The following is a 22,914-nucleotide window of genomic DNA, read 5'->3' on the forward strand; positions in this document are numbered from 1 at the left end:
CCGTCACTCTTCAGCCTATGATTACTCCCCCAGCCAACGTTCCAGTGTCTCCGCCAGAGTGTCTTTACTCAGCGGTTTGGTCAGGAAGTCATCCATACCTGCAGCAAGGCATCGCCCTTCAAACTGCTCTTCGGTAGTACTGGTCAGAGCGACAATCGGCATACGGTCGTCCGGGGAATATTCACTCTCCCACAGGCGTAATTTCTCAATAATTTCCGCGCTATGAGCCGTATTCTGCTGGCAGTCCACCAGTAGCAGGTCGTAATTGTTATCAGGCAGCAGGGTTAGCGCCGCATCTACCGAAGGCACCACTTCCACCATATAGCCAAGTGCCTGCAACATTTCCTCGGTTACGCCCTGATGTTGGCGCGACTCCTCGATCAACAGCAAGCGACGCTTGCGATTCACTTCCGTATTGGTCGACAGAACACGTCGATTCGTTTTCTTGATATCTCCGAACAGTCGCACAATCAATGCATCGTGCATCTCTTTGCGGGTAACTGGCCGCGCCAGGTACTGAGCTTGAGGCTCTGCCGCCGCCAGCGGAGCGAACTCCAGTTTATGGCCATAGCCGCCAAGGCACAGCAATCGGAGTTTCTCTGCCTTGCTTTTGTGGGACGCAATAATCTGCGTAACGCCGTTAAGCAGGCGAGACTCACCCATAGCCGGCGCCAACACGACCAACTGGCCGCGCTCCAGGGCCTGCAGCAATTCATCCGTCGGTGCAGTGCTGCCGTCATCCCAGTTTTTGCTGGTCACATCCATACCAAAGGACTGCAACATCTGCGACAAGCCACTGACAAAAAGGCCTTTCTGGTGCAGCAGCAAAACGTCGGTGTCTTGCAGCCGCCGGTCGGGCTGCAGGTAGATACGCTGATTCGGCTCGATTTCGAACTTGATTACCGCGTGGTAGCGGTTGCCACCTTCCGAGGAGTGCAGCTGCAGATAGCCACCCATGGCTTCCGCAAGTCCCTTGGCAATATTCAGCCCCAGGCCAGTGGTAACCTGAGTGGTATCCATGCGGGAGAAAGCCCCGAACAGTTCCGATTCATCCGGGAGGATTTCTCCGCGCCCGTTATCGACCAGATTCAGGGTCAACTGCCCTTCACTACTGCCGATTTGCTCGAAAGTTGCCTCACCCCAAAGCTCGCCAGTCTGGGCAATAATGGTGGCGGCATCCACGAGGTTGCGAATCAACTGCGCGGTTTTTCGATTGTCACCAGTTACCATGACCGGCAGATCTTCGCTGATCTGAAAATTGAATTCGAGGCGCTGGCGCTGGGCCACCCGAGCAGCGAATTTGAATGCCTTCTCCATGGTCCGCACCAGGTTGAAGGGTGCCTGGCGCAAGTGGATATCTTTGCGTGCAACCCGGGTAAACATCCCGACGTTGTCTACCAGCTTCAGCTGTTGGCCGCTGGCATTTTTTGCCAGGCGCACCCATTCCCGCTGACGCTCCGTCAGGCGATCCCCCTCCAGAAGAGCCAGCGCACCGAGAGAGTCCGAAAGCTGACTGCGAAACTCCTGCCCCACATTGGCCAGAAACTCATTGGTGACTTCCACCGCCGCTTCCGAATGTTTGCGGGCGGCGGCCAGATTACTGGCCTTTTGCTGCAGCGCCTGCATTGCGGCAACACGATCCCAGTAGTTTTCGGATTCCTTACGTGCCTGATGCGCCATCAACCAGACAAACGCCAAAGTCAGTGTTGCGTAAATTGCGCCGATAATGTCTGCCGTCATAAACCCCTGCAATGCAGCTGGGACAAGAGATCCGGCGAGAAACCAGGTGAGGAAGCGATGATAAGGGGCAAATACGGATGCCACGCTGGCACAAAAAATAACCGTATACAGCCACAAAAAATGTGTTGCAGGCGCAAACCCCAACATAAGCACGTGGCTCAGGAGAATAACGCCCCACCACAGCGCGCCGAGGGTCGATACCAGAAAGTAACGGTTGCGCCAGCGCTTGGGACCCGTGGAGTAGAGTTGCTCGAAACGAAAGACGTAGTAAGCCCGACAGAGCGTAATGACGATCAATACGATGGCCAGTACAAGGGTCAACTTCGGAGCCATGACTCTGAGTTCACCCATAGTGATGGCAATTGCGAACGCGACCAGCGAAAACAACATTCCTCGGCGGCTGTATTTCGCAATTCGTGTATCGGTGTTGCGACAAACCCGCCGATCTTTCTGTACTTTCAGTTCGGGATGATCAAATAACGGCATAAGACGGTTCCGGCGAACTCTCCGTGTATCCGAAGTAAACAGGGGTGCGTAGCAGCGCTATTGACCCAGCCCCATGACTTCAACCAAAACGGTTTTGATGAGAAACCCCAGCAAGCCCAAACCCAGTGCTGTGAACAGAATGAAGGTGCCAAAACGCCCTGCTTTCGATTCTTTGGCCAGATTCCAGACAATAAACACCATAAACAGGATGAGTCCCCCAACACCAAGATACAGGGAGTACTCTTCAAACGTCTCAAAGCTCATGGCACATCAAATCCGCTTCTGCCGCCATCCGGGATACGCAATACCACACGGTGCAGGCAGGCTGACCACACCGTAAAAGCGCCACCACATACAACGGGTTAAAAAATTGGCGCGTATTGTATAGGAGGTATTGGTACGAAACCACGAATTAACCGCCGCGAGCGCCGGAAATCCTGGCGGTCTGTCAGGCACCCTGGTAATAGTCGCTGTCTTCGATACGGGTACCGCACTTGATACGCCGCACCTCCCTATCTCGATAGCGGCTGTCATGCCAACATCTGGGCAAAGCCTCACCGGAAAGGAAAGACAGGTCCGCTTTGTCGAACACCTCGGGATCCTGCACCTCCTCCCCCCACAGGTACCGCCCGATAACAGTCAGTTCGTAAGGGTTCGCAAGAGTAACGATGTCGGCCACATCGACCAGGTGATTGCTTTCGGCGTGTCTTAACAGCATTTTCGTCCCCTGCAACATCTCATTTCTCATGAGTATAGGGAGAAAGCAGCGTCATTCCTGCGGGAATTTCCCTTGTCATGTAACGCTGTCTTCCAAACAAAGCCCGCCAACGCCAAGTAAATTATTCGAAATTAACAAAAAAAATACAGAGAAAAACCAGCAGTCATCCCATTTAATCGAACATCTGAATGATAATCCAGCGAAAGTATTGATTAATACTGGGTTTACCGCTCCAGAGTCAGGCGAGCTGAAACCATACCCTCCTCGGCCAGAGCATCCACGCTGACGGAGCGAATCACAAATCGCTGCTGCAGTAACGTGTTCAGCCAGGGCTGAAGATCCTGGTATCGAGCCTCATCGATCCACAACCGGATCCGGCCGTCACCCTCCGGCTCAAAGCGTTTGATCGTCACCTTGTGGTTCGTGGCGGCGGCGGTCACCCGCTGAAGCAAGGTACCCTGAGCCTGAGACTGTCCGCCGCTGGTTCGCTGAATACGTTCTAGCTGAGGACGTTGCTGCTCAATCCAGGCCAACAGCTCACGAGAGGTTTCCGCCTCGGCTCGGGCGTTGTCAAAGAAGGTTTTGGCCGGATTGAACAGGCCAAATACAATAAAAATAGCGCCAAGGAATAGTGCCAGCATACCCAAAGCACGCTGGTCACTGGCAGGTAATGCGGTCCACTTCTGGCGCCATTGTTCGATGGTTTGCTTCATATTCTTGCGGGCACTTAATTTCTTATTTGATCGATTACCGTGATCACCAACGGATGGTATCAGCGCAGACGAATCCGCCCGGATACGCCATCTTCCAACTCATTGGCAGCAAGCAGCTCAGCCTTGAACTGGCCACTGGATAATTTATTAACCACCGTATCGAGCTGACTCAGGCTGGGAGCGCGCAACTGCAGCACCAATTCGCCGCGGTTGCCATCAAAGCGTAGAGACTGCAATTTCAGGTCTCCGGCGCTGCCGGTACCCCATACTTGGCTCAATTGCTGCAATTGACTGGCAAATTCACCACCGCCACCAGAGGACTGGTTGAGGTAGCCGTTTACCTGGCGGCGCAGATCCGCACTGGGGGAATCCCCGGGAAATATATCCGTGAACAACTGACGGGCGGCTTTATCGGCCTGGCTGGCCTGAAAAGAGTAATAACCTCCGGCCGCGAGAAAAAACAGGAGCTGAGCAACAAAGCACGCGGCAACAGCAATCAACGGCCTCTTCCACCAGGGGCCGTGCCCTGTTTGCAGGACAATCTGAAACGGTCCACTCAGGAGGTTGCCGGGAATCACCCCGGGTGCCGCGTTCAGCCACCGAGACTCTGGCATTTCACCGACAGATTCAACTTGGCCCAGCTGCTGCAAGGTCGCCAATTCCAGTTCGGTGGGAACACCATACACTCGCAGCGAGGCTGAGGTTTCTGCATCATCTGATGCAGTCGCAGCAGCTGCAGACGCCGGCGCCTCATCCAGGTCACCGGGGACAAACAGGCTTTCAGCTACAACCCCGGCGAGCGTGCGTCCCACAGAAAGGCCTCGACCGGCACCCTGCCAGAAGTGGGCGCGGTCATCTTCCAGCCAGATGGCCGATTCTCCAACCGCCCCTGCCAGCAGCCGGTATTCCGGAATCGCGGTTACCACCGGCCAGTTGCGACGTTCGATTTCGACCTTCAGCGCCCGCAGCTTGTCCGTGGCAACGGCCATAACACTGCAGAGATCTCCCGTTATCGGCTCACACACAAAGTGCAGATCATCCACATCTTCCGCCAACTGGTCCTCGACCATGTAGCCGACAGCACTACTCTGACGTCGCGCTGCACGGGGAACCATCTCCAGGCCATTCCATACCCAACTGCCTGGCAGCAAAATTACAGCCCGCTGGCCGGGTTCAAAGGATAGCGAGTCAATATCCCCGGCTTCCCCTGTTTCTGCCACGTCCACAGGTCCAACTGGAGAGCTATCGAGTTCATACTCCGCATCGCTGGCACCTCCGTGAAACGCCCGCCGAAACTGCTGATCAGTGGCGACAGGGTGCCAGGCGCCCTCCCCCCAGCACTCCAGTGAGATACCGCAGTTGTCACGGAGCCGTAATAATTTCAAATCCTGGCTCAATTAATCCCCCAATAATTCCTGCAATAACTGCCCGGAAAACTCGCGCCTTTGGCGCTGAATTGTTTTTACTTCACCGGTAGCCGTGTCGAGTTTCAGGATCGACTCCCAGTACTGACGGTGTTCCAGGCCCAGCTGAACGGCGATATGTGCGACATAATACGCGCTATTGAAATCCACTTCTCCCGCGACAGCACTGATCCCGAAGGGACTGAGGTCGCCCGCTCCGGTGAAATAGGTACCCGATTCCCGCTCGCTGATGAGCCCGGCAATATTGGCTGACGGAAACACCGCTGAGAGCAGGGCCTCCGATGCGGTATTAACGTTGATACTGGTACCCGACTCCGGCAGAGCGCAAAGCTCCTTCTCCAATGAACGCCATTCATCGGCTTCCATGCCCTGAACCGCCCCGAGCTCGGAAACATCGGTGATCATGGTGTCCGGGGTTCTGTGTGACATCTCCAGCCCGAGGTAACCCGTATCCTCTGTCCCTGAGGCTAGAGGTGTATCACCTGGATCGACCCAGTCCTCAATGGCCAGCGCGGTATCCTGGCTACCGCCGAGATTGCGAACCAGGCGCCGCAATATCTCTCTATTGCTGTTACTGCCGCCACCAGATAGATTCAATGTTAAATTGTTCACATTAAAACAAGACTGTAAGTCTTTGATTTTTATTCGAATTTTTCCATTATCTGGATTGAATTCCAGTAGCGGCTGCGCCCAGGCCTCCGCCAGATTGTCGCTCGAAGCCCCTGCCGTCCGGTCTTCTTCAAAGTCTTTTTCCAGCGCGATAATGGCCCAGGCTTCTGCGCCATGAACGAATTCCGCCAGCTGGGTATTGGCCAGGATTGCACTGGTACGGGATATGGCCAGGCGGTTACGGGTGACGGCGTGGGTGACGGCCGCGACCGCAATTACCATCACGAGCAACACGGTGATCAGTGCCACCCCCTGCTGTCGTTTCAAACTGCCGTTGTTCATTCCGATGACTCCGAGCCTTCATTGTCATCTCCAGAATCAGCTTCCTGCCCCCCATCGCCATCATCATTTCCGCCATCATCATTCCCGCCATCATCGCCACCCGAATCATCATTACCGCCGCTACTTCCTCCGGCAGAAATAGTGCCGGTAATAACGGTGTATTCCGGGAGGGAGAAAGTGCGTCGCATCTCTCCCCCACTACGAGTCAACAAGGTGATTTCTATGGCTTTCGGCAATCGCAGGTCGACAGTATTCGGCACCGCAGTCGAAGATGCCGGCGGCCATTGCGAAAGCCAGGCATCGGTATCGCGATCGTAATAGCGCATGTTGAGATCGACTATGCCATCCAGAACCGGTTCTGCAACGGGCTCTGAATCCGGGCCTCGATCGAGAACCCGCCAGCGGCTGCGTAGCAATAGCGCGGAATTATCGTCATCTTCAATACCGTAGCGCTCATAGCGGCTATCGGCGTCTTTGTCCTCGTAGCCAATACCGTAGTGCACACGCAACAAGTTTCCGCGTGGTTCCCCGGTAAGATTCGCAGCCCCCAGGCGAGTAAATTCAAATTCGTTGCTCACCCCTTGAAACGCGGCTTCGTAACCGCTGTAGGCATTTTTGACCGGGCGTACGGTGAGCTGGCGCAGATCGTCATCCAAACGGTACATCGCCATGGAGAGCCGACGCATCTCATCGGCTCGCGCCGTCAGTATGCGGTCCGTGGTGAAGAAGGTTTCCAGCAGAGAGTAAGAACCAATGCCGATGATTGACACGATGACCAGCACGACCATCACCTCGATCAGGGTAAACCCTCGGCTGGAGCCTGGTGCTGACTTGCCGTGTCGTTTTCGCTGGTACTTGTTGACGTTCACTGCTCAGCCTCCGTTTTTACCCGACGTACCGCTTGAAGCACTACTCGAAGTGACCGGCTGTGCCATCCAGGAATCGATGGTGAGGGTGGGAGATTCATCTGGCAGACCCACCTGCACGATGATGTGACGCATACGCGGCTCGTTGGTGGATTTCACCTCAGCGGTGACCTGCCACTCCCGGTCGGCAAGAAGGAGTTTCTCGGTTTTTTTACCCAGGGGTGGCCAGTCTGTCCGCAGGCGAATTTCCTCCAAAGCCTGCTGAGCTACCCAATTGGCACTCAGGCGCTGCTCGAGTGCCGCCTGCTGGCGAACACTGTCTTGCAATGTTTTGAGGACACTGGCTGCGATAACTCCGAAAATAACCAGAGCAACCAACACTTCGACGAGCGTAAAGCCCTGCTGGGGCGATGAAAGCAAACTGCGAGAGAAGCGCGGTTTAGTAGTCATCCGACTGCCACTCCAGTTGCATACCATAGAGACTGCTGTAAGAAATGATTGCAGCGCGGGCGATATCGCCATCTTTCATCAGGAAAAAACCGATCTCAACCGGTAGTACCTCGCCGCTCGACAGCGCAGCAAACTGCGGGAGAATTTTTTCGTCCTTTTTCCTGCTGCGCTTGCCCCCCTCATCGGCAGCTGAGTTCGATGGGCGGTTTCCGCCAAAACTCGCCTGCTCATCCTGGGCACCCGGTAGTTCTGTCTGGGACAGAATTTCCAGGCGCATGATGGGCGGCAACTGGTGTGCGGTAAATTTTTGTGCACCGGCTACGCCGGACGCACCGGGAATACCGGAGAAATCGATCTCCTGCCATTCCATGGCGTTGGATTCGTATCGCACCACCGTATAGCGGTGGTCTTCAAACACGACCCCGTAATGGGACTTGTCGATTACCGCCCGATCCGCCACCAATTGCAGTAAATTTGCCAGCCGCTGGACTTCACCGGTCCAATTGCGGCTGTCGGTATTGCTAAGCGAAAGCGTCGCCATACCCGCCAGCATGGCAATGATGAAAATCACCACCAACAGTTCAATCAGGGTAAAGCCCCGCTGGCGGTGGCTGGTTACGGCGCGCATGAGAACAACTTGAATCGCCTCAGAGTTCGGAGGCGATCAGGTCCGAGGCTTCCCCTTCACCACCGGGCTTGCCGTCGGCGCCGAAGCTGAACAGATCGTAAGCGCCAGAACTGCCGGGGCTGATGTACTGGTAGGCGTTACCCCATGGATCCTTCGGTGACTTTTTCAGGTAGGGCTCATTCCAGTTCTTGGCTTCAGGGAAACCGGAGGGCTTGGTTACCAGTGCCTCCAGTCCCTGGTCGGAACTCGGATAAACGAAATTATCCATACGGTACATATCCAGTGCTGTGGAAATTGCACGCAGATCGACAATCGCCGCCTTGACCCGGGCCTCACCGGTACGCCCCATGATATTGGGCACAACCAATGCGCCCAGTACGCCGAGAATCACGATCACGACCATGATCTCGATCAGGGTAAAGCCCCCGTTTTTACGCAGATTTTTCATTACTCACCTCGCGTGTATTCAATTTCGCAGCAATTTTCCGATGCGTGTGCAACGTTACCGCGGAACTATTAAAAAAGATAATGCCCTGCTTCGTAGGCTGGCTACCGGAATCATACGACCAGTTGGTTCATGCTCATGATCGGCATCATGATGGCCATCACGATAAACAGCACAACAGCCGCCATCACCAGCAGCATAATGGGCTCGAAAAGACTGACAAAAGCAGTCACTGCCCCCTGCAGGTCGCGCTCCTGATTCTCCGCCGCACGCACCAGCATCTGGTCCAGGCTGCCGGAGGATTCACCACTGGCGATCATATAGATCATCATCGGCGGAAAATACTCCACATCTTCCAGCGCCTTGCGCAGACTGCCACCTTCGCGCACTACCTTCTGTGCCACCAACAGCCGCTCCTTCAGGTAATCGTTGCTCATCACTCCACTGGCGATGCCCATTGCCTGGACCAGGGGAACACTACTACCGGTCAGGATCGCCAGGGTACCCACATACCGCGCACTCTGCCCGCCCCTGACCAGCCAGCCGATCAGTGGCATCTCAAGCAGCCGATGATGGTACCGGTAGCGAAAGCCCTCCCGGCGAAGCAATACGATCCAGCCGACAACCAGCATCACCACCGCAGGCGGAATCAGCCAGCCCCACGCAGAAATAAAATTACTGATGGTAACCAGTATGCGTGTCGCAAGGGGTAACTGTTGGCCAGTGCCGGTGAACACCTCGATCACGTCCGGCACCACGTAAACCATCAATCCGGTGACCACCAATACACAGATCACTACGAGCACCAACGGATAAATCAGCGCAAGCTGTACCTTTTGGCGGAACTGTTGCTGGCTCTCGGTATAGTCACCCAAACGCTCGAGAACCTCATCGAGATGGCCGGAGTGCTCCCCGGCCTCCACCGTAGCCCGATACAACTTTGGAAATGCCCGGGGAAAGCTGCCCAGGGCCTGGGCAAAACTGTGCCCCTCCAATACTTTTGCGCGCACGGCAAGCACAATGCGTCGCATCTTCTGATTGCGCGTCTGGTTGGCAATGGCGCCGAGGGTTTCTTCAAGGGGGATACCGGCACGCAACAGGGTCGCAATCTGGCGTGTAAGTAGCGCCAGCTGCTTGATACTCAATCCCGGGCTGCCGGAGAACAGACTGCCTCCACTGGCGCCCGCGGGCTCGGCAGCCGCGCTGACCTCCAGAGGAATGAGTCCTTTGGCTCGCAATTGCTGGCGGGCCGCCTTGGCGCTATCCGCCTCCAGGGTTCCGCGGTTCTTGCGGCCGCCACTGTTGAGGGCTGTGTACTCGAATGCACCCATTTCAGGACTCCTGGGTTACCCGCAGTACTTCTTCCAGTGAAGTGATACCGGCCAGTACTTTGTCCATGCCGTCTTCGCGGATGCTTGGTCCGAGCGTGCGAGCCTCCTGAACCAGCGCGCTTTCCGAGGCGCGGTCGTGAATCATCTGCCGCAGCTTTTCATTGACCGGCACCAGTTCATAGATACCGACCCGGCCGAGGTAGCCGCTGTGGTTGCACCTTTCGCAACCACCAGGGCGATAAATAGTGGCTTCGACGCCCTCTTTCACTCCCAAGATATTGCACTCGAATGCGTCCGCCTGGTGAGACTGGCGACACTCGGGACACAGTACCCGTACCAGTCGCTGGGCCAATACGCCGATGATACTTGAGGACAACAGAAAGGGTTCGATACCCATGTCCACCAGACGGGTAACCGCACCCAGTGCGGTATTGGTGTGCAGAGTCGAAAGGACCAAGTGCCCGGTAAGACTCGCCTGGATAGCAATCTGCATGGTTTCCAGGTCCCGAATCTCCCCCACCATCACGACATCCGGATCCTGACGCAGGATAGCGCGCAGGCCGCGGGCAAAAGTCATATCCGCCTTGGTATTTACCTGGGTCTGGCCAACGCCCTCCAGGTTGTATTCCACCGGATCTTCGACTGTAAGAATGTTCTTTTCACGATGGTTGATGCTTGCGAGGCCCGCATACAGGGTGGTGGTTTTACCCGAACCGGTGGGGCCGGTAACCAACAGGATACCGTGGGGGCGCCCCAGCAGGTCCATCATCACCTTGAGGTCACTCTCTGACATACCCAGGTGGCGCATATCCATTTTACCCGCCTGCTTGTCCAGCAGACGCATTACTACGCGCTCGCCGGCAGACGACGGCATAGTAGAAACACGCACATCGACTTCACGTCCCCCCATCAACAGGGAGATACGGCCATCCTGAGGCACCCGCTTTTCTGCAATGTCGAGCTTCGCCATTACCTTGATCCGGGAGACCAGCAACGGAGCCAGCGCACGGCGGGGCTGCAACACTTCACGCAATACGCCATCCACCCGGAAGCGCACTACCAGGCGTTTTTCGAAGGTTTCAATATGGATATCCGAGGCGCCCTGCTTGAGCGACTCCGCGAAAATGGCGTTGATCAGCCTGACGATGGGCGCATCATCTTCTTGCTCCAGCAGATCTTCCGTTTCCGGCAGCGAATCAGCAACCGCAGCGAGGTCCAGATCATCCCCCAGACCTTCGACATCGGAGAGGTTGCCACCTTCGCGGTTTTCATACTGACGCTGCAGCGCCTCCTGAAAAACGTCCACCTCGACTGCAGCGACCCCAATGGGTAGCTCGCACAAGCGCTGAACTTCCGCCAGCACAGAAGGGTTCAGCGGCGCCACATAGTGACATACCGGTGTGCCTTCCACTTCACCAAGCAGCACCTGGTGACGCTTGGCAAACGCGTAGGGCAATCTTCTTACCGCGAGCTCCGCCATCACTTGCCGTCCTCAGACTCCAGCGGGAACTCCGGTTCCTCCTGTTCATAGCCTTCTGCCGGCGGCAGTAGATCCGGCAGTGTCTCACCGCGATTCCAGTCCCAGATACGGCTGGTTCTGTCCTGTAGGAACAGTTGCTTTTCCTGCATGTCGCGATAACGGCGGCGTGTCTCTTCATAGCCGGCAACCTGATTGCTCAAGATACGCGGGCGCAGGAAAACCATAAGGTTGGTCTTGTCCACGGACTTGGAAGAATTGCGGAACAGGCGGCCAATACCGGGGATATCGCCCAGCAGGGGCACCTTGTCGGTGACCTCGGTAACCTTGTCTTCAATCAGCCCACCCAGTACCAGAATTGCGCCATCATCAATGAGCACCTTGGTACGAATTTCCCGTTTGCTGGTCACAATATCGGCAGCCTGCCCGGTTACCGGCAGTACGTTCTCAACTTTCTGCTCGATTTCGAGGGTAACCGAATTGTTATTATTCACCCGCGGCGTCACTTTCAGTGTGGTACCTACGTCCTGACGCTGAATGGTAGTAAAGGGGTCATTATTACTGCCGGACAACAGCTGCTCACCGGTAATAAACGGAACGTTCTGGCCGACGAGTATCTCGGCCTCCTCGTTATCCAGGGCCATAATCGTGGGTGTGGACAGGATATTCGCATTATTTTCGCTGGCCATGGCATTGATTGCCACACGCACATCCGTACCACTCAGGAAGCCGAGATTGAGGCCCGAGCGAATCAGGTTGACCGGGTCAAGGGAGAAAGGGTTGTATTCGGAAAGCACATTGCCATCCTCATCAACGATCGCCGTTTCCGCGAAATCATTTTCAAACCCTGCAAATACGTCATCACCGTTACCGGCAATCCATTTGACTCCCAACTCGTTACCGGTACCCTCGGTGACCTCAACGATAATTGCTTCAATCAATACCTGAGCCCGGCGTACGTCCAGCTTGGCGATAACACCCTTCATGGTTTCGAGCAGCGACGGCGGCGCGGTCAGCACCAGTGCGTTGAGCTCCTCATTGACCTGAATGCTAACCTCGACATCGGCTACTTGTTGGTCTTTTTCAGTTTTCTGGATACTGCCGCTCATGCCCTCGAGAATGGGCTTGAGATCCGCAGCGCTGGCGTACTGAACGTAGACCACTGCGGTATTGCCCTCCCCGGTCAGCGGCTGGTCCAGGCGCTCGATCACCTTCCGCAGTTGCGCACGGGTCACTGGATCTCCGGTCAGCAGAATACTGTTGGAGCGCTCGTCTACCGCAATACGCAGCGGCTGTACATCATTGCCCGCCTGTTTACCGCTGCTCTGCAGTAACTCATTGATTACCTGCTTCACCTCTTTGGCCGAAGCAAACTCTAACGGGACCAGCTCAATATCAATTGCGCCGGCACGGTCCAACTGCTTGATCAAGCGTACGATTTGGTCAATGTTCGCGGCGCGGTCCGCCACAATCAGGGTATTGGTATCGGCGTAGGCCGCCAGGTGGCCAGTTTGGGGAATCAGAGGGCGCAGCATCGCAATCAACTGCGCGGCGGAAATGTTCTCAATCTTGACCGTGCGCACGACCAGGGCTTCGCCCGGGGCACGGGTCTTCTCATCGATCACTGGAATAGCCTGCTGCTTGGCAAGTGCATCCGGCACCACCTTCCAGGCATCTCCCTGCTCAACCAGGCTGAAGCCATTCACCTGCAGTACCGACATAAACACATCGAACGCCTGCGCGTGCGTCATGGGATCGCCGGCAACCACCGTCACTTTGCCTTTAACATTGGGGTGAACAATGATGTTTTTGCCGGTGAAATCCGCGGCCCAGTTGATCAGGTCACGAATATCCGCGTCATCCAGAGAAAGGGTCACCCGCTCTGCAGCAGACTGAGCCAGCACCGAAAAAGACAACAAACAACCCATGGCGACTGCGACCAGCCGTCGGTGAAAAACGCTCATCATTATAATTCTGACTCTAATTCTTATGTGATCGAAAAATTAATGGTCTTGTACATGTATGCCCCCCGGCTACGCACGTATTTAGTTGCTGCGGGAATCCCGCCGCTCCCTTGCCATTTCCCGCAGCTGTTCGAGACGTTCGCGAATAGACTGTTGTTTTTCTGAACGATCGGCGCCTGCGCTGGCACTGATTACCTCGGCAGCAGCCCGCGCGTAATTGGCATATTGCTTTGGAACGGAGGGACGTCCATCCGCATCCGGATAGGTCAGTTTTTCCATCTGCCCATTGCGACGGAGGATAATATGATCAACCTCTACAGAGTACACTTCCGCGCCCCCGGGGAGAGAGTGCCCCACATAAACCCGCTCAGCGGGCTTGCCGCGTTCCGCAACCAGCGCACTGGCGTGGTCTTTCACGCTGCTACTCAACACGCCGGACAATACGAGATTCAGCTGGGTAAACGGGATATTCGCGAGGTCCAACTCCGGTTCTGCCTCGGTTTTTACCGCTGCCACGCCAAAGAAGGCCGTGGTCGGAAGTGTTGCCGCGGGGCTGGCACCGGCAGATCGAGTACTGCGCTCCGCCAGGAGACCGCCATCGGCCTCAGACGACACCGCCAGACTTCCGTACGCCATCAGGTTTACCGCCAGCCACCCGCCGATAACGGCACTGGTTGCCAGGAGACTGCGCCGCGCGGTATTACCGCCGCCAGGCACACTTTGGCCCTGCAGGGCAGATGAAATTTTGTGCTTTACCAAAGACATGACAAATACCGTCTCTGCTGTATCAAGATACAGTCACCTTTAGTTATTGGGCGCCTATTCTCCGGTTTCAGCCCGCGAAAGGCAATCTTACACACAGTAAAGATCAATAAACGACCAATAAGCCAGCAAGATCCAATAATTTCCGCCAATGAAAAAGGCGGCTAACGCCGCCTTTTTCATGGTGCCAGTATATGACCCGACAATTACAGTTTTGTTTCCAGCTCAGGCACTGCATCAAACAGATCTGCCACCAGACCATAGTCCGCAACCGAGAAAATCGGCGCTTCCTCGTCTTTGTTGATGGCAACGATCACTTTGGAGTCCTTCATGCCCGCCAGATGCTGAATCGCACCGGAAATACCCACAGCGATATACAGATCCGGAGCAACAATCTTACCAGTCTGCCCAACCTGCATATCATTCGGCACGAAACCGGCATCAACCGCAGCACGGGACGCACCTACTGCAGCACCCAGCTTGTCAGCCACTTTATACAGCAGCTCGAAGTTTTCGCCGTTCTGCATACCGCGACCACCGGAGATCACGACACGCGCAGCCGTCAGTTCGGGACGGTCAGATTTCGCCAGTTCTTCGCCCACAAATGCAGAAACACCCGCATCTTCGGCAATATCAAGGGTCTCGACCGCAGCACTACCACCTTCGGCGGCTACCGGGTCGAACGCGGTGGTGCGCACGGAGGCTACTTTGATGGCATCCGAGCTCTGTACGGTCGCGATTACGTTACCCGCATAGATTGGACGCTTGAAGGTATCCGCACTCTCAACCGCGATGATGTCGGAAATTGGCTGCACATCCAGCAATGCCGCCGCGCGCGGTAGAGCGTTTTTGCCGGTAGTGGTGGCGGGAGCCAGCACGTGGCTGTAGTTCTTGCCCAGGTCTGCAATGAGCTTGGCCAGATTTTCCGCCAGCTGATGCTCATACGCAGCGTTGTCTGCCACAAGAACCTTGCTTACACCCTCTACCTTGGAGGCAGCTTCACCCACTGCACCACAACCGCTACCGGCGACCAGAACGTCAACATCGCCACCAATGGCTTTGGCCGCGGCAATCGTATTCAGGGTAGCGCCCTTCAGTTCAGCGTTATCGTGCTCTGCAATTACAAGAATGCTCATCAGATTACTTTCGCCTCGCTTTTCAGTTTTTCCACCAGTTCCGCAACATCGGCAACCTTGATACCCGCCTGGCGCTCGGCCGGCGGCTCAACCTTGAGGGTTTTGGTGCGCGGGGCGATATCCACACCCAACTCGTCGGGAGTGGTGACATCCAGAGGCTTTTTCTTGGCCTTCATGATGTTGGGGAGGGAGGCGTAGCGAGGCTCATTAAGACGCAGGTCGGTTGTCACAACCGCTGGCAACTTGAGCTCCACAGTCTGCAGGCCGCCGTCAATTTCGCGGGTAACCTTGACCGCACCATCTGCGACATTGACCTCGGAGGCAAAAGTGCCCTGCCCCATACCGGTCAGCGCAGCCAGCATCTGGCCGGTCTGATTGTTGTCGCCATCAATGGACTGCTTACCCAGAATCACCAGTTGCGGTTCTTCTTTCTCTACGATGGCCTTCAGGCACTTGGCTACTGCCAGCGGCTGCAGCTCGGCATCAGTCTCAACCTGAATACCGCGATCGGCACCCAGCGCCAGCGCTGTGCGAATCTGTTCCTGACACTGCTTGGGGCCCATGGAAACAGCGACAATCTCGCTGACCACGCCCTTCTCCTTCAAGCGTACCGCCTCTTCCACAGCGATCTCACAGAAGGGGTTGATGGACATCTTGACATTGGCGATGTCCACATCCGAACCATCCGCCTTGGGGCGAACTTTCACGTTGTAATCGACAACGCGTTTCACAGCTACAAGAACTTTCATGAAAATCCCGTCTCAGTAGTCTACTTGGAAGTTGCGCCCCTCAGCCAAGACGGCGCCGGCGCAACATGGGTAACTCGGGCAGCCTCCCGGCCGAGTACAATGACGGCCCTGCCAATCCCGCATCACGCGGTGAAATCCAGGCAGTTGGGGCCGATCTCAAGTTCAAACAGTTGTTTGAGCGGGCTGTATGTTGGCCCTTTCACAATCCAAAATCAATAGCGGAATACTAAGACTAGCAGCCATTCACAAGATCAATTTCAAGCCATAAATTCGCGCTATTTCGGGCGGAAAAATTGGGCCGCAACACCGCTTTTGCCAGCAGAATTGCTAACTCCTGCAATTGGTGGGCTTGCAAAATCGCCGATATAATGCGCCCACCTATAAATAGCCGCATGTAATTTGACGGCTGGATAACTAAATCATATTGAGGAGTGACCAGTGGAACGCGAGTCAATGGAATACGACGTAGTCATCGTCGGTGCAGGCCCCGCCGGACTTGCCGCCGCAATCAAACTGCGTCAGATCAATGAAGACATTTCTGTTTGCGTGGTAGAGAAAGGCTCCGAGGTCGGTGCGCACATTCTCTCTGGTGCCGTATTTGAGCCCACCGCCCTGAACGAATTATTCCCGGACTGGAAAGAGCGCGGAGCGCCCCTGGAAACTGCCGTTAAAGGCGACGACATTTACGTTTTGCGCGGTCCTGAGAAAGCACTCAAAGTTCCCAACCTGCTGGTGCCCAGCACCATGCACAATGAAGGCAACTACATCATCAGCCTGGGCAATCTGTGCCGCTGGCTCGCCGAGCAGGCGGAAAACCTCGGTGTCGAAATCTTTCCCGGCTTTGCAGCAAGTGAAGTGCTGTACAACGATGACGGCTCGGTTAAAGGTATTGCCACTGGCGACATGGGTATCAGTGCCCAGGGCGAGCAAAAAGACTCGTATATGCCGGGTATGGAACTCCACGCCAAATACACCCTGTTTGCCGAAGGCTGTCGCGGTCATCTGGGCAAGCAGTTGATCGCGAAATTCAGTCTCGACGCCGACCGCGACCCCCAGCACTACGGCATCGGCATCAAGGAAATCTGGAAAGTCGACAGCGCCAAGCACCAGCAGGGCCTGGTGGTCCACACCGCCGGATGGCCACTGGACGAATCCGGCTCTGCCGGGGGTGGCTTTCTCTATCACCTGGAAGATGACCAGGTAGTGGTCGGCCTCATTACCGATCTTTCCTACAGCAATCCGCACGTCAGCCCGTTTGACGAATTCCAGCGCTATAAGCACCACCCGGTCATCAAGCAGTATCTGGAAGGTGGTCAGCGCGTCGCCTACGGCGCACGCGCCATCGTCAAGGGCGGCCTGCAATCCCAGCCCAGAATGACGTTCCCGGGCGGCCTGCTGATTGGCGATGACGCCGGCACCCTGAATTTTGCCAAGATCAAGGGCAACCACACGGCGATGAAATCCGGCATGCTGGCAGCGGAGTCCGTCGCTGAAGCACTGTCTGCAGAGCGTGGCAGCGACGAGCTCACCGAGTACACCACCAAGTACCAGCAAAGCTGGGCCTGGAAAGAACTGCATATGCAGCGCAATTTCGGCCCCGCCCAGCACAAGTGGGGCAACATTCTCGGCTCTGCCTACGCATTTATCGACATCAACCTGTTCAAAGGCAAATTGCCCTGGACACTGCGGGACGGCAAAGCAGATCACGCACAACTGAAGCCAGCAGCAGACTGTAAAAAAATCAGCTACCCGAAGCCGGATGGTGTATTGAGCTTTGACAAGCTGTCTTCTGTGTTTATTTCCAACACCAATCACGAAGAAGACCAACCCTGCCACCTGACCCTGAAAGACAGCGACATCCCGCTGAATCACAATCTGCCGATCTATGACGAACCCGCGCAACGCTACTGCCCTGCCGGCGTTTACGAAGTCATTGAAGAAGCCGGTAACAAACGCTTCCAGATCAATGCGCAGAACTGCGTGCACTGCAAGACCTGTGACATCAAGGATCCTACCCAGAACATCATCTGGGTGGCACCGGAAGGTGGCGGCGGACCGAATTATCCAAATATGTAATCAGCTGTTCACGTTACATATGGGGCGCCTCCGGCGCCCCTTTTTTATGCCTACCCTTTACCCGTAATCCAGATTTGGGCTGTCCAAACTGAAAAAGCCGGGCACTGTCTCCAGTGCCGGCTCATCAAGCATTCCCTGTTGGCGTTTACGCTACAACTTCCAGGTCGCTTCAGGTTTTTAATGTTTTCGATCAGAACTGGTACTGCGCACTCAGCGAGAACGACTGACCGGGCTTCTCCTCGAACACGACCACACCGGCACGCTCGATCTCGATGGCCTCATCCAGCAGATTCTGCATTTTAGCCTTGATGGTGATCTCCGCGGTGGGGTACCAGGAGTAGGTCAGGTCGAGTGAGTGGAACGGCTGCTCAAAGGAATCGGGTGCACCGTTACGGCCCGCCAGATATAGGCGCTCACCGAACACGTTATAACTCAATGTCGCAGAATGAGCGCCATCCGGTGAATCAAACCCTACGAGGGTATTTACCACATACTCGGAGGCACCCGCCAGGGTTCGCACCGGATTGGTCGGGTGGTCCGCCTCAGTACCTGCCACCAACTCTGATTCCTGCAACGTTACGTTACCCTGAACAAAGAAGCTCTCCATGAAATCGCCCATGAAGGCCAGGTCCTTCATTCCCTCGATTTCGATACCAGAAATCTCACCGGACTCCGCGTTCACAAGTTCGCGCAGACGGTCGGTATCGCTGATCGGCGCCTCAAAGAACTCGATCGGATCGACAATGTCCTTGTAAAACAGGGATACCGTCAGATTGTCACCGTTACCGAAGAACCACTCACCACGAAGGTCAAAGTTACTCACCTCAGACGGGCGCACATCCGGGTTACCCCGGACTCGCTCATCGGTAATCGGGTCGATATACAGTGAGTCGGTGATTTCACGTAGATCAGGGCGTACTGCCGTCTTCGAAGCACCCAGGCGCAGCTGGAAAGTTTCCGCCCACAGAGAACCCATGTAGGTCAGAGAGAGCGACGGATACACATCTTCTTGCGCATACACGGCGTTTGCCAGCTCTTCAGGATCGGAGGTGATCTGCGGATCGTCCACGGTAAATCCGTAGGGATTCCACTTGAGTGCGACCTGGTTGTAATCTTCCCAACGCGCACCGGCAGACAGGCGCCAAGTTTGGTTAAAAGTCCAGTCGACCTTACCGAATACAGCATCGGTCAAGGTTGCGGCGATATAACTCTGCTTGTTGCTCGGAGAGCGACTAAAGACAAAGTTATTATCGGTGTCAGTGATATTTTCATCACTGAACACCTGATCCAGAGGATCATCCAGGAAGCCGTTATCCGCAACTTCAAGGATGTCAATCAGAAGTTCTGTCTGCTTATAGGTTCGCCCCTTCTCGGTACGGGAGAACCCTGTGCTCAGCTCCAGTGTTGAGGCCGTAAACTCGAGCGGGAGCGTGGCGGTCCAGCCGTAGTTGGTTACCTGATCTTCCAGTTCGGTGAAGCGGAATTTGGCGCTGCTGCCAGCAACACGGACATCAGAGCTGATGACCGCACCGGTTACAGGGTCAGTTTCGGTATTTGCGGAAACACTGATCTGATTCGGGATATCGGTGGTGGCGGTAGCATCTGAATAGAACCAGTCCACCGCCAGTGCTTCCGGCACCCAGTTCAGTACACCAGCAGGCATCAGTGCCTTGGTTTCGGAGCCGATCTGGTGGCGCCCCTGAATCTGGTTGACCACCATTTCACGCTCTTCATATTTGAGCTCGTAGTCACGGAAACCGCGGCCATCCGAGACCTCTCGGTTCTCATTGAAATAGTCACTGATTGAGGTTTCATCGTCGGTGTTACGTAGGTACAGGCTTGTAGTTTCCAGCTCGTGCTCATCCGCGAAGCGAAGACCGACATTCAAATTTCCGCTGATATCCACCGAATACGTGGATTTGTTGCGGCTATTGATCCGCTCCTCAGGGAAAGCATGGTTGCGCTGGGTGCGCTCGGTTTCCCGCCACTTGCTCTTGTAGGAGCCGCCGGTGAGAAAACCCAGCTCCCATTTGTCGCCAATATAGAAACTATTCCCCACACTCGCTTTCAGATCGGCATCGGGGCTTGAAGAGTCCTCTGCGACGGCAATATCCCGATTGAGATTTAGCGCCAACTCCCGGTTTACCGCCTGAGCAGCCGCGTACGCTTCTTGCGCGCTGCCATATTGATTGCCTTCTGCAATCAGGGTGTCCCGGATACCGGAAACACTCAAATCTCCGCGGAAGCGCTGCAGCGCAGACTCGATTTTCTTGGAAAGCGCGCGGGTGCCGTCATCGGTACCAAATGCATCGTCATCGCCTCCGGTATAACTCAGTACATCACCGTCGGTTTCAGTATTGATACCCGTGCCAGCCTCAAGGGAAAAAGTCAGTTCTTCCGGAATTCCCTTTGTACGGATATCTACATTACCGCCACCAAAACTGGCGGCTTTGTCTGCCGAATAACTTTTTTGAACGGCCAAGGATTCGACTACCGACGTCGGAAACAGATCCAGGGGTAATACGTTCCGTGTCAGATCGGGAGAAGGTACTACCGCACCGTTCAGGCTAGTACTGGAGTAGCGTTCACCAAGGCCACGGACATAGACGAACTTATCGTTAACCAGGGTTAAGCCGGACACCCGTTTCAGTGCGGCAGCCACGGTAGAATCACCGACACGCCCGATCATCTCGGAACCTAGAATATCGGTAACCACCTCTTCTTCCAGGCGCTCGTTTATCAGCATTTCCGCAGAGCTTTGCAGACGCCCCTGAACCATCAACTCCTCAATCTGAGGCGCAGCAATCGGAGGCTTGCTATCAGCTTGTTCGCCGACCTGCTCTGCGTCCTGCGCGTAAGCACCGGAAGCAAACGCTGAGACCGCGGTAATAGCCAGTACCAGCGGCGCTCTTTGAAATTTTTCGTTCTTAACCATTACCCAGGCCTCTTTTGTTCCTGTCTATTACTGTGGTAGAAGCAAAGAGGGCGCCGGCCCTCTCTATGAACCGGCGCCCTTGCGCGGGATTACCCCACTCGCGATTTACTCAAACCACAGTGGCTGAGCACGGCTACCTTCGTGCAGGCCATAAGTCCAACCACTGGTCCAGTCGCTACCATTTACACTCAGGGCGCCGAGATAGGCACGCTCTGTTGGAGAAACAGTGACACCCATCTGCGCAGCACTTGCCTCGGTATAGAACGCAGGAACGCCGCCCAGCAGTACGAATTCGCTGTTGGCATTCGCTGTCGGGTCAACCTTGCCTGAGATGGCGATAAACTCGTTACCAGTCGCAGCAGCCCAGTCCTCTGTAGCGAGGCCACCGGGCAAATCACCTTTTACCTGATCTTCACAAGCGAAAACGTTGGATACCAGATTTGCATCTGTACCGGCGGCCAGTGCAGCCAGGGTTTCATCGCTCTGCACTCGCAGACAGTAGTTACTACCCTCCGCACCGTTTTCATCTCCACCAAAAGAACCAACAATCATTGAATTAGTGATGGTCGGGTAAATACCTTCACGCAGACGCCATCCAGCGCTTGGATCATGAGTAACAGTTGTAGAAGCAGCAGAAACAATACAGGTCAGCCCATCAATCACCGGACGGCTGTTAATTCCTTGAGCGATGATGTCGGCACGACGGTCGGTTTTTGTACCATCGGCCATGTCGTCATAGCTGCCGATACCGTCTGCTTCGATACAGTGGTTACCATTGGTTTCACTGTGAATCACCAGAGCGTTGGTGATAGAGCCCTGCCAACCTTCGTCAATATCGATTGAGTCGTCACGTACGTACAGCGCAACATAATTTTCAATGTTGACAGCTCCACCGAACATTTCGATACCATCGTCGTACGTGGAATAAGCCTCAAGGTTTTTAACCACGGTGCCATTACCAACACCGGCAAACGTTACGCCGTTTAACTCGTTACCAGGTACAACTTCAGCACCAGTGTGCTTAACCAGCACATAGGTCATCACACCGGAGCTATCTGCGTTGTTGTCGCCACCGTAGTGCAATTCTTGATCAGAATCTGAACCTTCAGCGGGGAGATTACACTCACCGTCCAGGGCCAGATCACCACCCGCGATAGATCCGGTGTATACACACTTGTTGGTAACGCCGAAGCCATTGATCACCATTCCGCCCCACTGCTTCACGTCTTCCGGACCTACGGTACCCAGCACATCGGTCTCGGAAGTAAAGGTGATCGGAGCAGTTTCCGTTCCACGCGCAAAGAGTTGCGAACCACGATTGACGACCAGGAATGCCGTCTCATCTTTGAACGCAATAGTGGCGCCGGCCTGGATTTCCAGTTTCGGGCCACTACCGCCCTCAGTGATGTTCGCAGCCTGCAGGTCTGCACTGCTGCCGTAGCTCGCACCTACGAAGAGAATATCGTCAAAAATGTGTGCACCACCATTCGGCAGGGCCGGCAGGTAAAGGTTTTCCATTAGAGGATTGGCATATGAAACAAACGCGGAATCGTAACGACAGTTGGCGCCATCCTGAGCACCTTGCACACCGCTGCTCAGCTCGGCACAAATATTTTCTTCGGTGCCGCCCGGGTTGGTAACGGAGTTGTCAACTGAGTTATCTACTGTTGTCGGTTCAATATTGATGCCGCCGCTGTCACAACCAGCCAGTACCGCAGAAATCGCAGCTGCCAGCAGCAGCTTGTTGGATGCAAGTTTCATGGATCCCCCTAACAAGGATGAAGTGAATTAATCCGTGACTTAAAATTTTTATGGGCCAAAGCAATTTGGACGAGGGGGAGTCTAGGAATGGAGTGTTGCGAATTTGTTACGAACAAAAGGCGGGAAGCAAAAATACTTCGTTTATTTCAAAAGTGTTAAAAATTTAACCATATGTTTCTGAAATATTTCATTAACGTTTCCGTTATATTTCAAAAAACATCTCCAAACATAAGTCTGGAGCTGGCGAGGGAAAGGGAAAGGGAAAGGGAAAGGGAAAGGGTATAGCGTGAATTCTACGGGAG

19 protein-coding genes are annotated in these 22,914 nt (G+C 55.0%); 1 reads left to right on the forward strand and 18 read right to left on the reverse strand.

What is annotated here, in order from left to right; genetic code table 11:
• Positions 1-21: 21 nt before the first annotated feature.
• The 16 genes from PVT68_RS02305 to PVT68_RS02380 all read right to left on the reverse strand — a co-directional run bounded on the left by PVT68_RS02305 (position 22) and on the right by PVT68_RS02380 (position 15,840).
• Positions 22-2,226, reverse strand: coding sequence for a hybrid sensor histidine kinase/response regulator (locus PVT68_RS02305; RefSeq protein WP_280320972.1), 2,205 nt, complete (start codon positions 2,224-2,226; stop codon positions 22-24).
• A 57-nt stretch (positions 2,227-2,283) separates the two neighbouring features.
• On the reverse strand, positions 2,284-2,490 hold the full coding sequence (locus tag PVT68_RS02310) for a DUF2788 domain-containing protein (protein WP_280320973.1): 207 nt from the start codon (positions 2,488-2,490) through the stop codon (positions 2,284-2,286).
• Positions 2,491-2,674: 184 nt separating this feature from the next.
• Positions 2,675-2,944: an acetyltransferase gene (locus PVT68_RS02315; protein WP_280320974.1), complete on the reverse strand. Its 270-nt coding sequence runs from the start codon at positions 2,942-2,944 to the stop codon at positions 2,675-2,677.
• Between the two features lie 224 nt (positions 2,945-3,168).
• On the reverse strand, positions 3,169-3,657 hold the full coding sequence (locus tag PVT68_RS02320; protein WP_280320975.1) for a type II secretion system protein M: 489 nt from the start codon (positions 3,655-3,657) through the stop codon (positions 3,169-3,171).
• Between the two features lie 59 nt (positions 3,658-3,716).
• Entirely contained in the window at positions 3,717-5,054 is a 1,338-nt protein-coding gene (gene gspL / locus PVT68_RS02325) for a type II secretion system protein GspL (protein ID WP_280320976.1), read from the reverse strand.
• Positions 5,055-5,999: a type II secretion system minor pseudopilin GspK gene (gspK, locus tag PVT68_RS02330; RefSeq protein WP_280320977.1), complete on the reverse strand. Its 945-nt coding sequence runs from the start codon at positions 5,997-5,999 to the stop codon at positions 5,055-5,057. It abuts the gene before it with no gap.
• A 29-nt stretch (positions 6,000-6,028) separates the two neighbouring features.
• Positions 6,029-6,901, reverse strand: coding sequence for a type II secretion system minor pseudopilin GspJ (gene gspJ, locus PVT68_RS02335; RefSeq protein WP_280320978.1), 873 nt, complete (start codon positions 6,899-6,901; stop codon positions 6,029-6,031).
• A gap of 3 nt (positions 6,902-6,904) precedes the next feature.
• On the reverse strand, positions 6,905-7,348 hold the full coding sequence (gspI, locus tag PVT68_RS02340) for a type II secretion system minor pseudopilin GspI (RefSeq protein WP_280320979.1): 444 nt from the start codon (positions 7,346-7,348) through the stop codon (positions 6,905-6,907).
• Positions 7,338-7,976 (reverse strand): type II secretion system protein, encoded by a 639-nt coding sequence (locus tag PVT68_RS02345; protein ID WP_280320980.1) that lies wholly within the window; start codon positions 7,974-7,976, stop codon positions 7,338-7,340. The genes gspI and PVT68_RS02345 overlap by 11 nt, the downstream gene beginning before the upstream one ends.
• 19 nt (positions 7,977-7,995) lie before the next feature.
• Complete coding sequence (gspG, locus tag PVT68_RS02350; protein ID WP_280320981.1) at positions 7,996-8,424, reverse strand: type II secretion system major pseudopilin GspG; 429 nt, start codon at positions 8,422-8,424, stop codon at positions 7,996-7,998.
• 110 nt (positions 8,425-8,534) lie between these two features.
• Positions 8,535-9,752 carry a type II secretion system inner membrane protein GspF gene (gene gspF, locus PVT68_RS02355; protein ID WP_280320982.1) on the reverse strand — a complete coding sequence of 406 codons (1,218 nt, stop codon included), beginning with the start codon at positions 9,750-9,752 and terminating at the stop codon, positions 8,535-8,537.
• 1 nt (position 9,753) lies between these two features.
• Complete coding sequence (gene gspE / locus PVT68_RS02360; RefSeq protein WP_280320983.1) at positions 9,754-11,232, reverse strand: type II secretion system ATPase GspE; 1,479 nt, start codon at positions 11,230-11,232, stop codon at positions 9,754-9,756.
• On the reverse strand, positions 11,232-13,196 hold the full coding sequence (gspD, locus tag PVT68_RS02365; protein ID WP_280320984.1) for a type II secretion system secretin GspD: 1,965 nt from the start codon (positions 13,194-13,196) through the stop codon (positions 11,232-11,234). Before gspD ends, gspE begins: the two co-directional genes overlap by 1 nt.
• A gap of 78 nt (positions 13,197-13,274) precedes the next feature.
• The gene (locus PVT68_RS02370; protein ID WP_280320985.1) at positions 13,275-13,958 is read right to left on the reverse strand and encodes a type II secretion system protein N; all 684 of its coding nucleotides are present in this window, start codon (positions 13,956-13,958) and stop codon (positions 13,275-13,277) included.
• 203 nt (positions 13,959-14,161) lie between these two features.
• Complete coding sequence (locus PVT68_RS02375) at positions 14,162-15,091, reverse strand: electron transfer flavoprotein subunit alpha/FixB family protein (protein ID WP_280320986.1); 930 nt, start codon at positions 15,089-15,091, stop codon at positions 14,162-14,164.
• Positions 15,091-15,840 carry an electron transfer flavoprotein subunit beta/FixA family protein gene (locus PVT68_RS02380; RefSeq protein WP_280320987.1) on the reverse strand — a complete coding sequence of 250 codons (750 nt, stop codon included), beginning with the start codon at positions 15,838-15,840 and terminating at the stop codon, positions 15,091-15,093. Before PVT68_RS02380 ends, PVT68_RS02375 begins: the two co-directional genes overlap by 1 nt.
• Positions 15,841-16,293: 453 nt before the next feature.
• On the opposite strand from PVT68_RS02380, the gene PVT68_RS02385 reads away from it, so the two are divergent.
• Positions 16,294-17,916 (forward strand): electron transfer flavoprotein-ubiquinone oxidoreductase, encoded by a 1,623-nt coding sequence (locus PVT68_RS02385; RefSeq protein WP_407666169.1) that lies wholly within the window; start codon positions 16,294-16,296, stop codon positions 17,914-17,916.
• 190 nt (positions 17,917-18,106) lie between these two features.
• Here PVT68_RS02385 and PVT68_RS02390 read toward each other — a convergent pair whose 3' ends face one another.
• Together PVT68_RS02390 and PVT68_RS02395 are read right to left on the reverse strand one after the other, a co-directional pair.
• Entirely contained in the window at positions 18,107-20,851 is a 2,745-nt protein-coding gene (locus PVT68_RS02390) for a TonB-dependent receptor domain-containing protein (protein ID WP_280320989.1), read from the reverse strand.
• A 105-nt stretch (positions 20,852-20,956) separates the two neighbouring features.
• A complete protein-coding gene (locus PVT68_RS02395) occupies positions 20,957-22,612 on the reverse strand; it encodes a serine/threonine protein kinase (RefSeq protein ID WP_280320990.1) in 1,656 nt (551 codons plus the stop codon).
• Between the last annotated feature and the right edge of the window lie 302 nt (positions 22,613-22,914).

The organism is Microbulbifer bruguierae (genome assembly GCF_029869925.1).
Taxonomy (GTDB): domain Bacteria; phylum Pseudomonadota; class Gammaproteobacteria; order Pseudomonadales; family Cellvibrionaceae; genus Microbulbifer; species Microbulbifer bruguierae.

Excerpts from the sequence above, each read along its gene's own strand:
- gspD (WP_280320984.1), bottom strand. The coding sequence starts at position 13,196 with ATGATGAGCGTTTTTCACCGACGGCTGGTCGCAGTCGCCATGGGTTGT.
- PVT68_RS02390 (WP_280320989.1), bottom strand. The coding sequence starts at position 20,851 with ATGGTTAAGAACGAAAAATTTCAAAGAGCGCCGCTGGTACTGGCTATT.
- PVT68_RS02385 (WP_407666169.1), top strand. The coding sequence starts at position 16,294 with ATGGAATACGACGTAGTCATCGTCGGTGCAGGCCCCGCCGGACTTGCC.
- PVT68_RS02395 (WP_280320990.1), bottom strand. The coding sequence starts at position 22,612 with ATGAAACTTGCATCCAACAAGCTGCTGCTGGCAGCTGCGATTTCTGCG.
- PVT68_RS02380 (WP_280320987.1), bottom strand. The coding sequence starts at position 15,840 with ATGAAAGTTCTTGTAGCTGTGAAACGCGTTGTCGATTACAACGTGAAA.
- PVT68_RS02375 (WP_280320986.1), bottom strand. The coding sequence starts at position 15,091 with ATGAGCATTCTTGTAATTGCAGAGCACGATAACGCTGAACTGAAGGGC.
- PVT68_RS02370 (WP_280320985.1), bottom strand. The coding sequence starts at position 13,958 with ATGTCTTTGGTAAAGCACAAAATTTCATCTGCCCTGCAGGGCCAAAGT.
- gspE (WP_280320983.1), bottom strand. The coding sequence starts at position 11,232 with ATGGCGGAGCTCGCGGTAAGAAGATTGCCCTACGCGTTTGCCAAGCGT.
- PVT68_RS02315 (WP_280320974.1), bottom strand. The coding sequence starts at position 2,944 with ATGCTGTTAAGACACGCCGAAAGCAATCACCTGGTCGATGTGGCCGAC.
- gspG (WP_280320981.1), bottom strand. The coding sequence starts at position 8,424 with ATGAAAAATCTGCGTAAAAACGGGGGCTTTACCCTGATCGAGATCATG.
- PVT68_RS02345 (WP_280320980.1), bottom strand. The coding sequence starts at position 7,976 with ATGCGCGCCGTAACCAGCCACCGCCAGCGGGGCTTTACCCTGATTGAA.
- PVT68_RS02320 (WP_280320975.1), bottom strand. The coding sequence starts at position 3,657 with ATGAAGCAAACCATCGAACAATGGCGCCAGAAGTGGACCGCATTACCT.
- PVT68_RS02310 (WP_280320973.1), bottom strand. The coding sequence starts at position 2,490 with ATGAGCTTTGAGACGTTTGAAGAGTACTCCCTGTATCTTGGTGTTGGG.
- gspF (WP_280320982.1), bottom strand. The coding sequence starts at position 9,752 with ATGGGTGCATTCGAGTACACAGCCCTCAACAGTGGCGGCCGCAAGAAC.
- gspI (WP_280320979.1), bottom strand. The coding sequence starts at position 7,348 with ATGACTACTAAACCGCGCTTCTCTCGCAGTTTGCTTTCATCGCCCCAG.
- PVT68_RS02305 (WP_280320972.1), bottom strand. The coding sequence starts at position 2,226 with ATGCCGTTATTTGATCATCCCGAACTGAAAGTACAGAAAGATCGGCGG.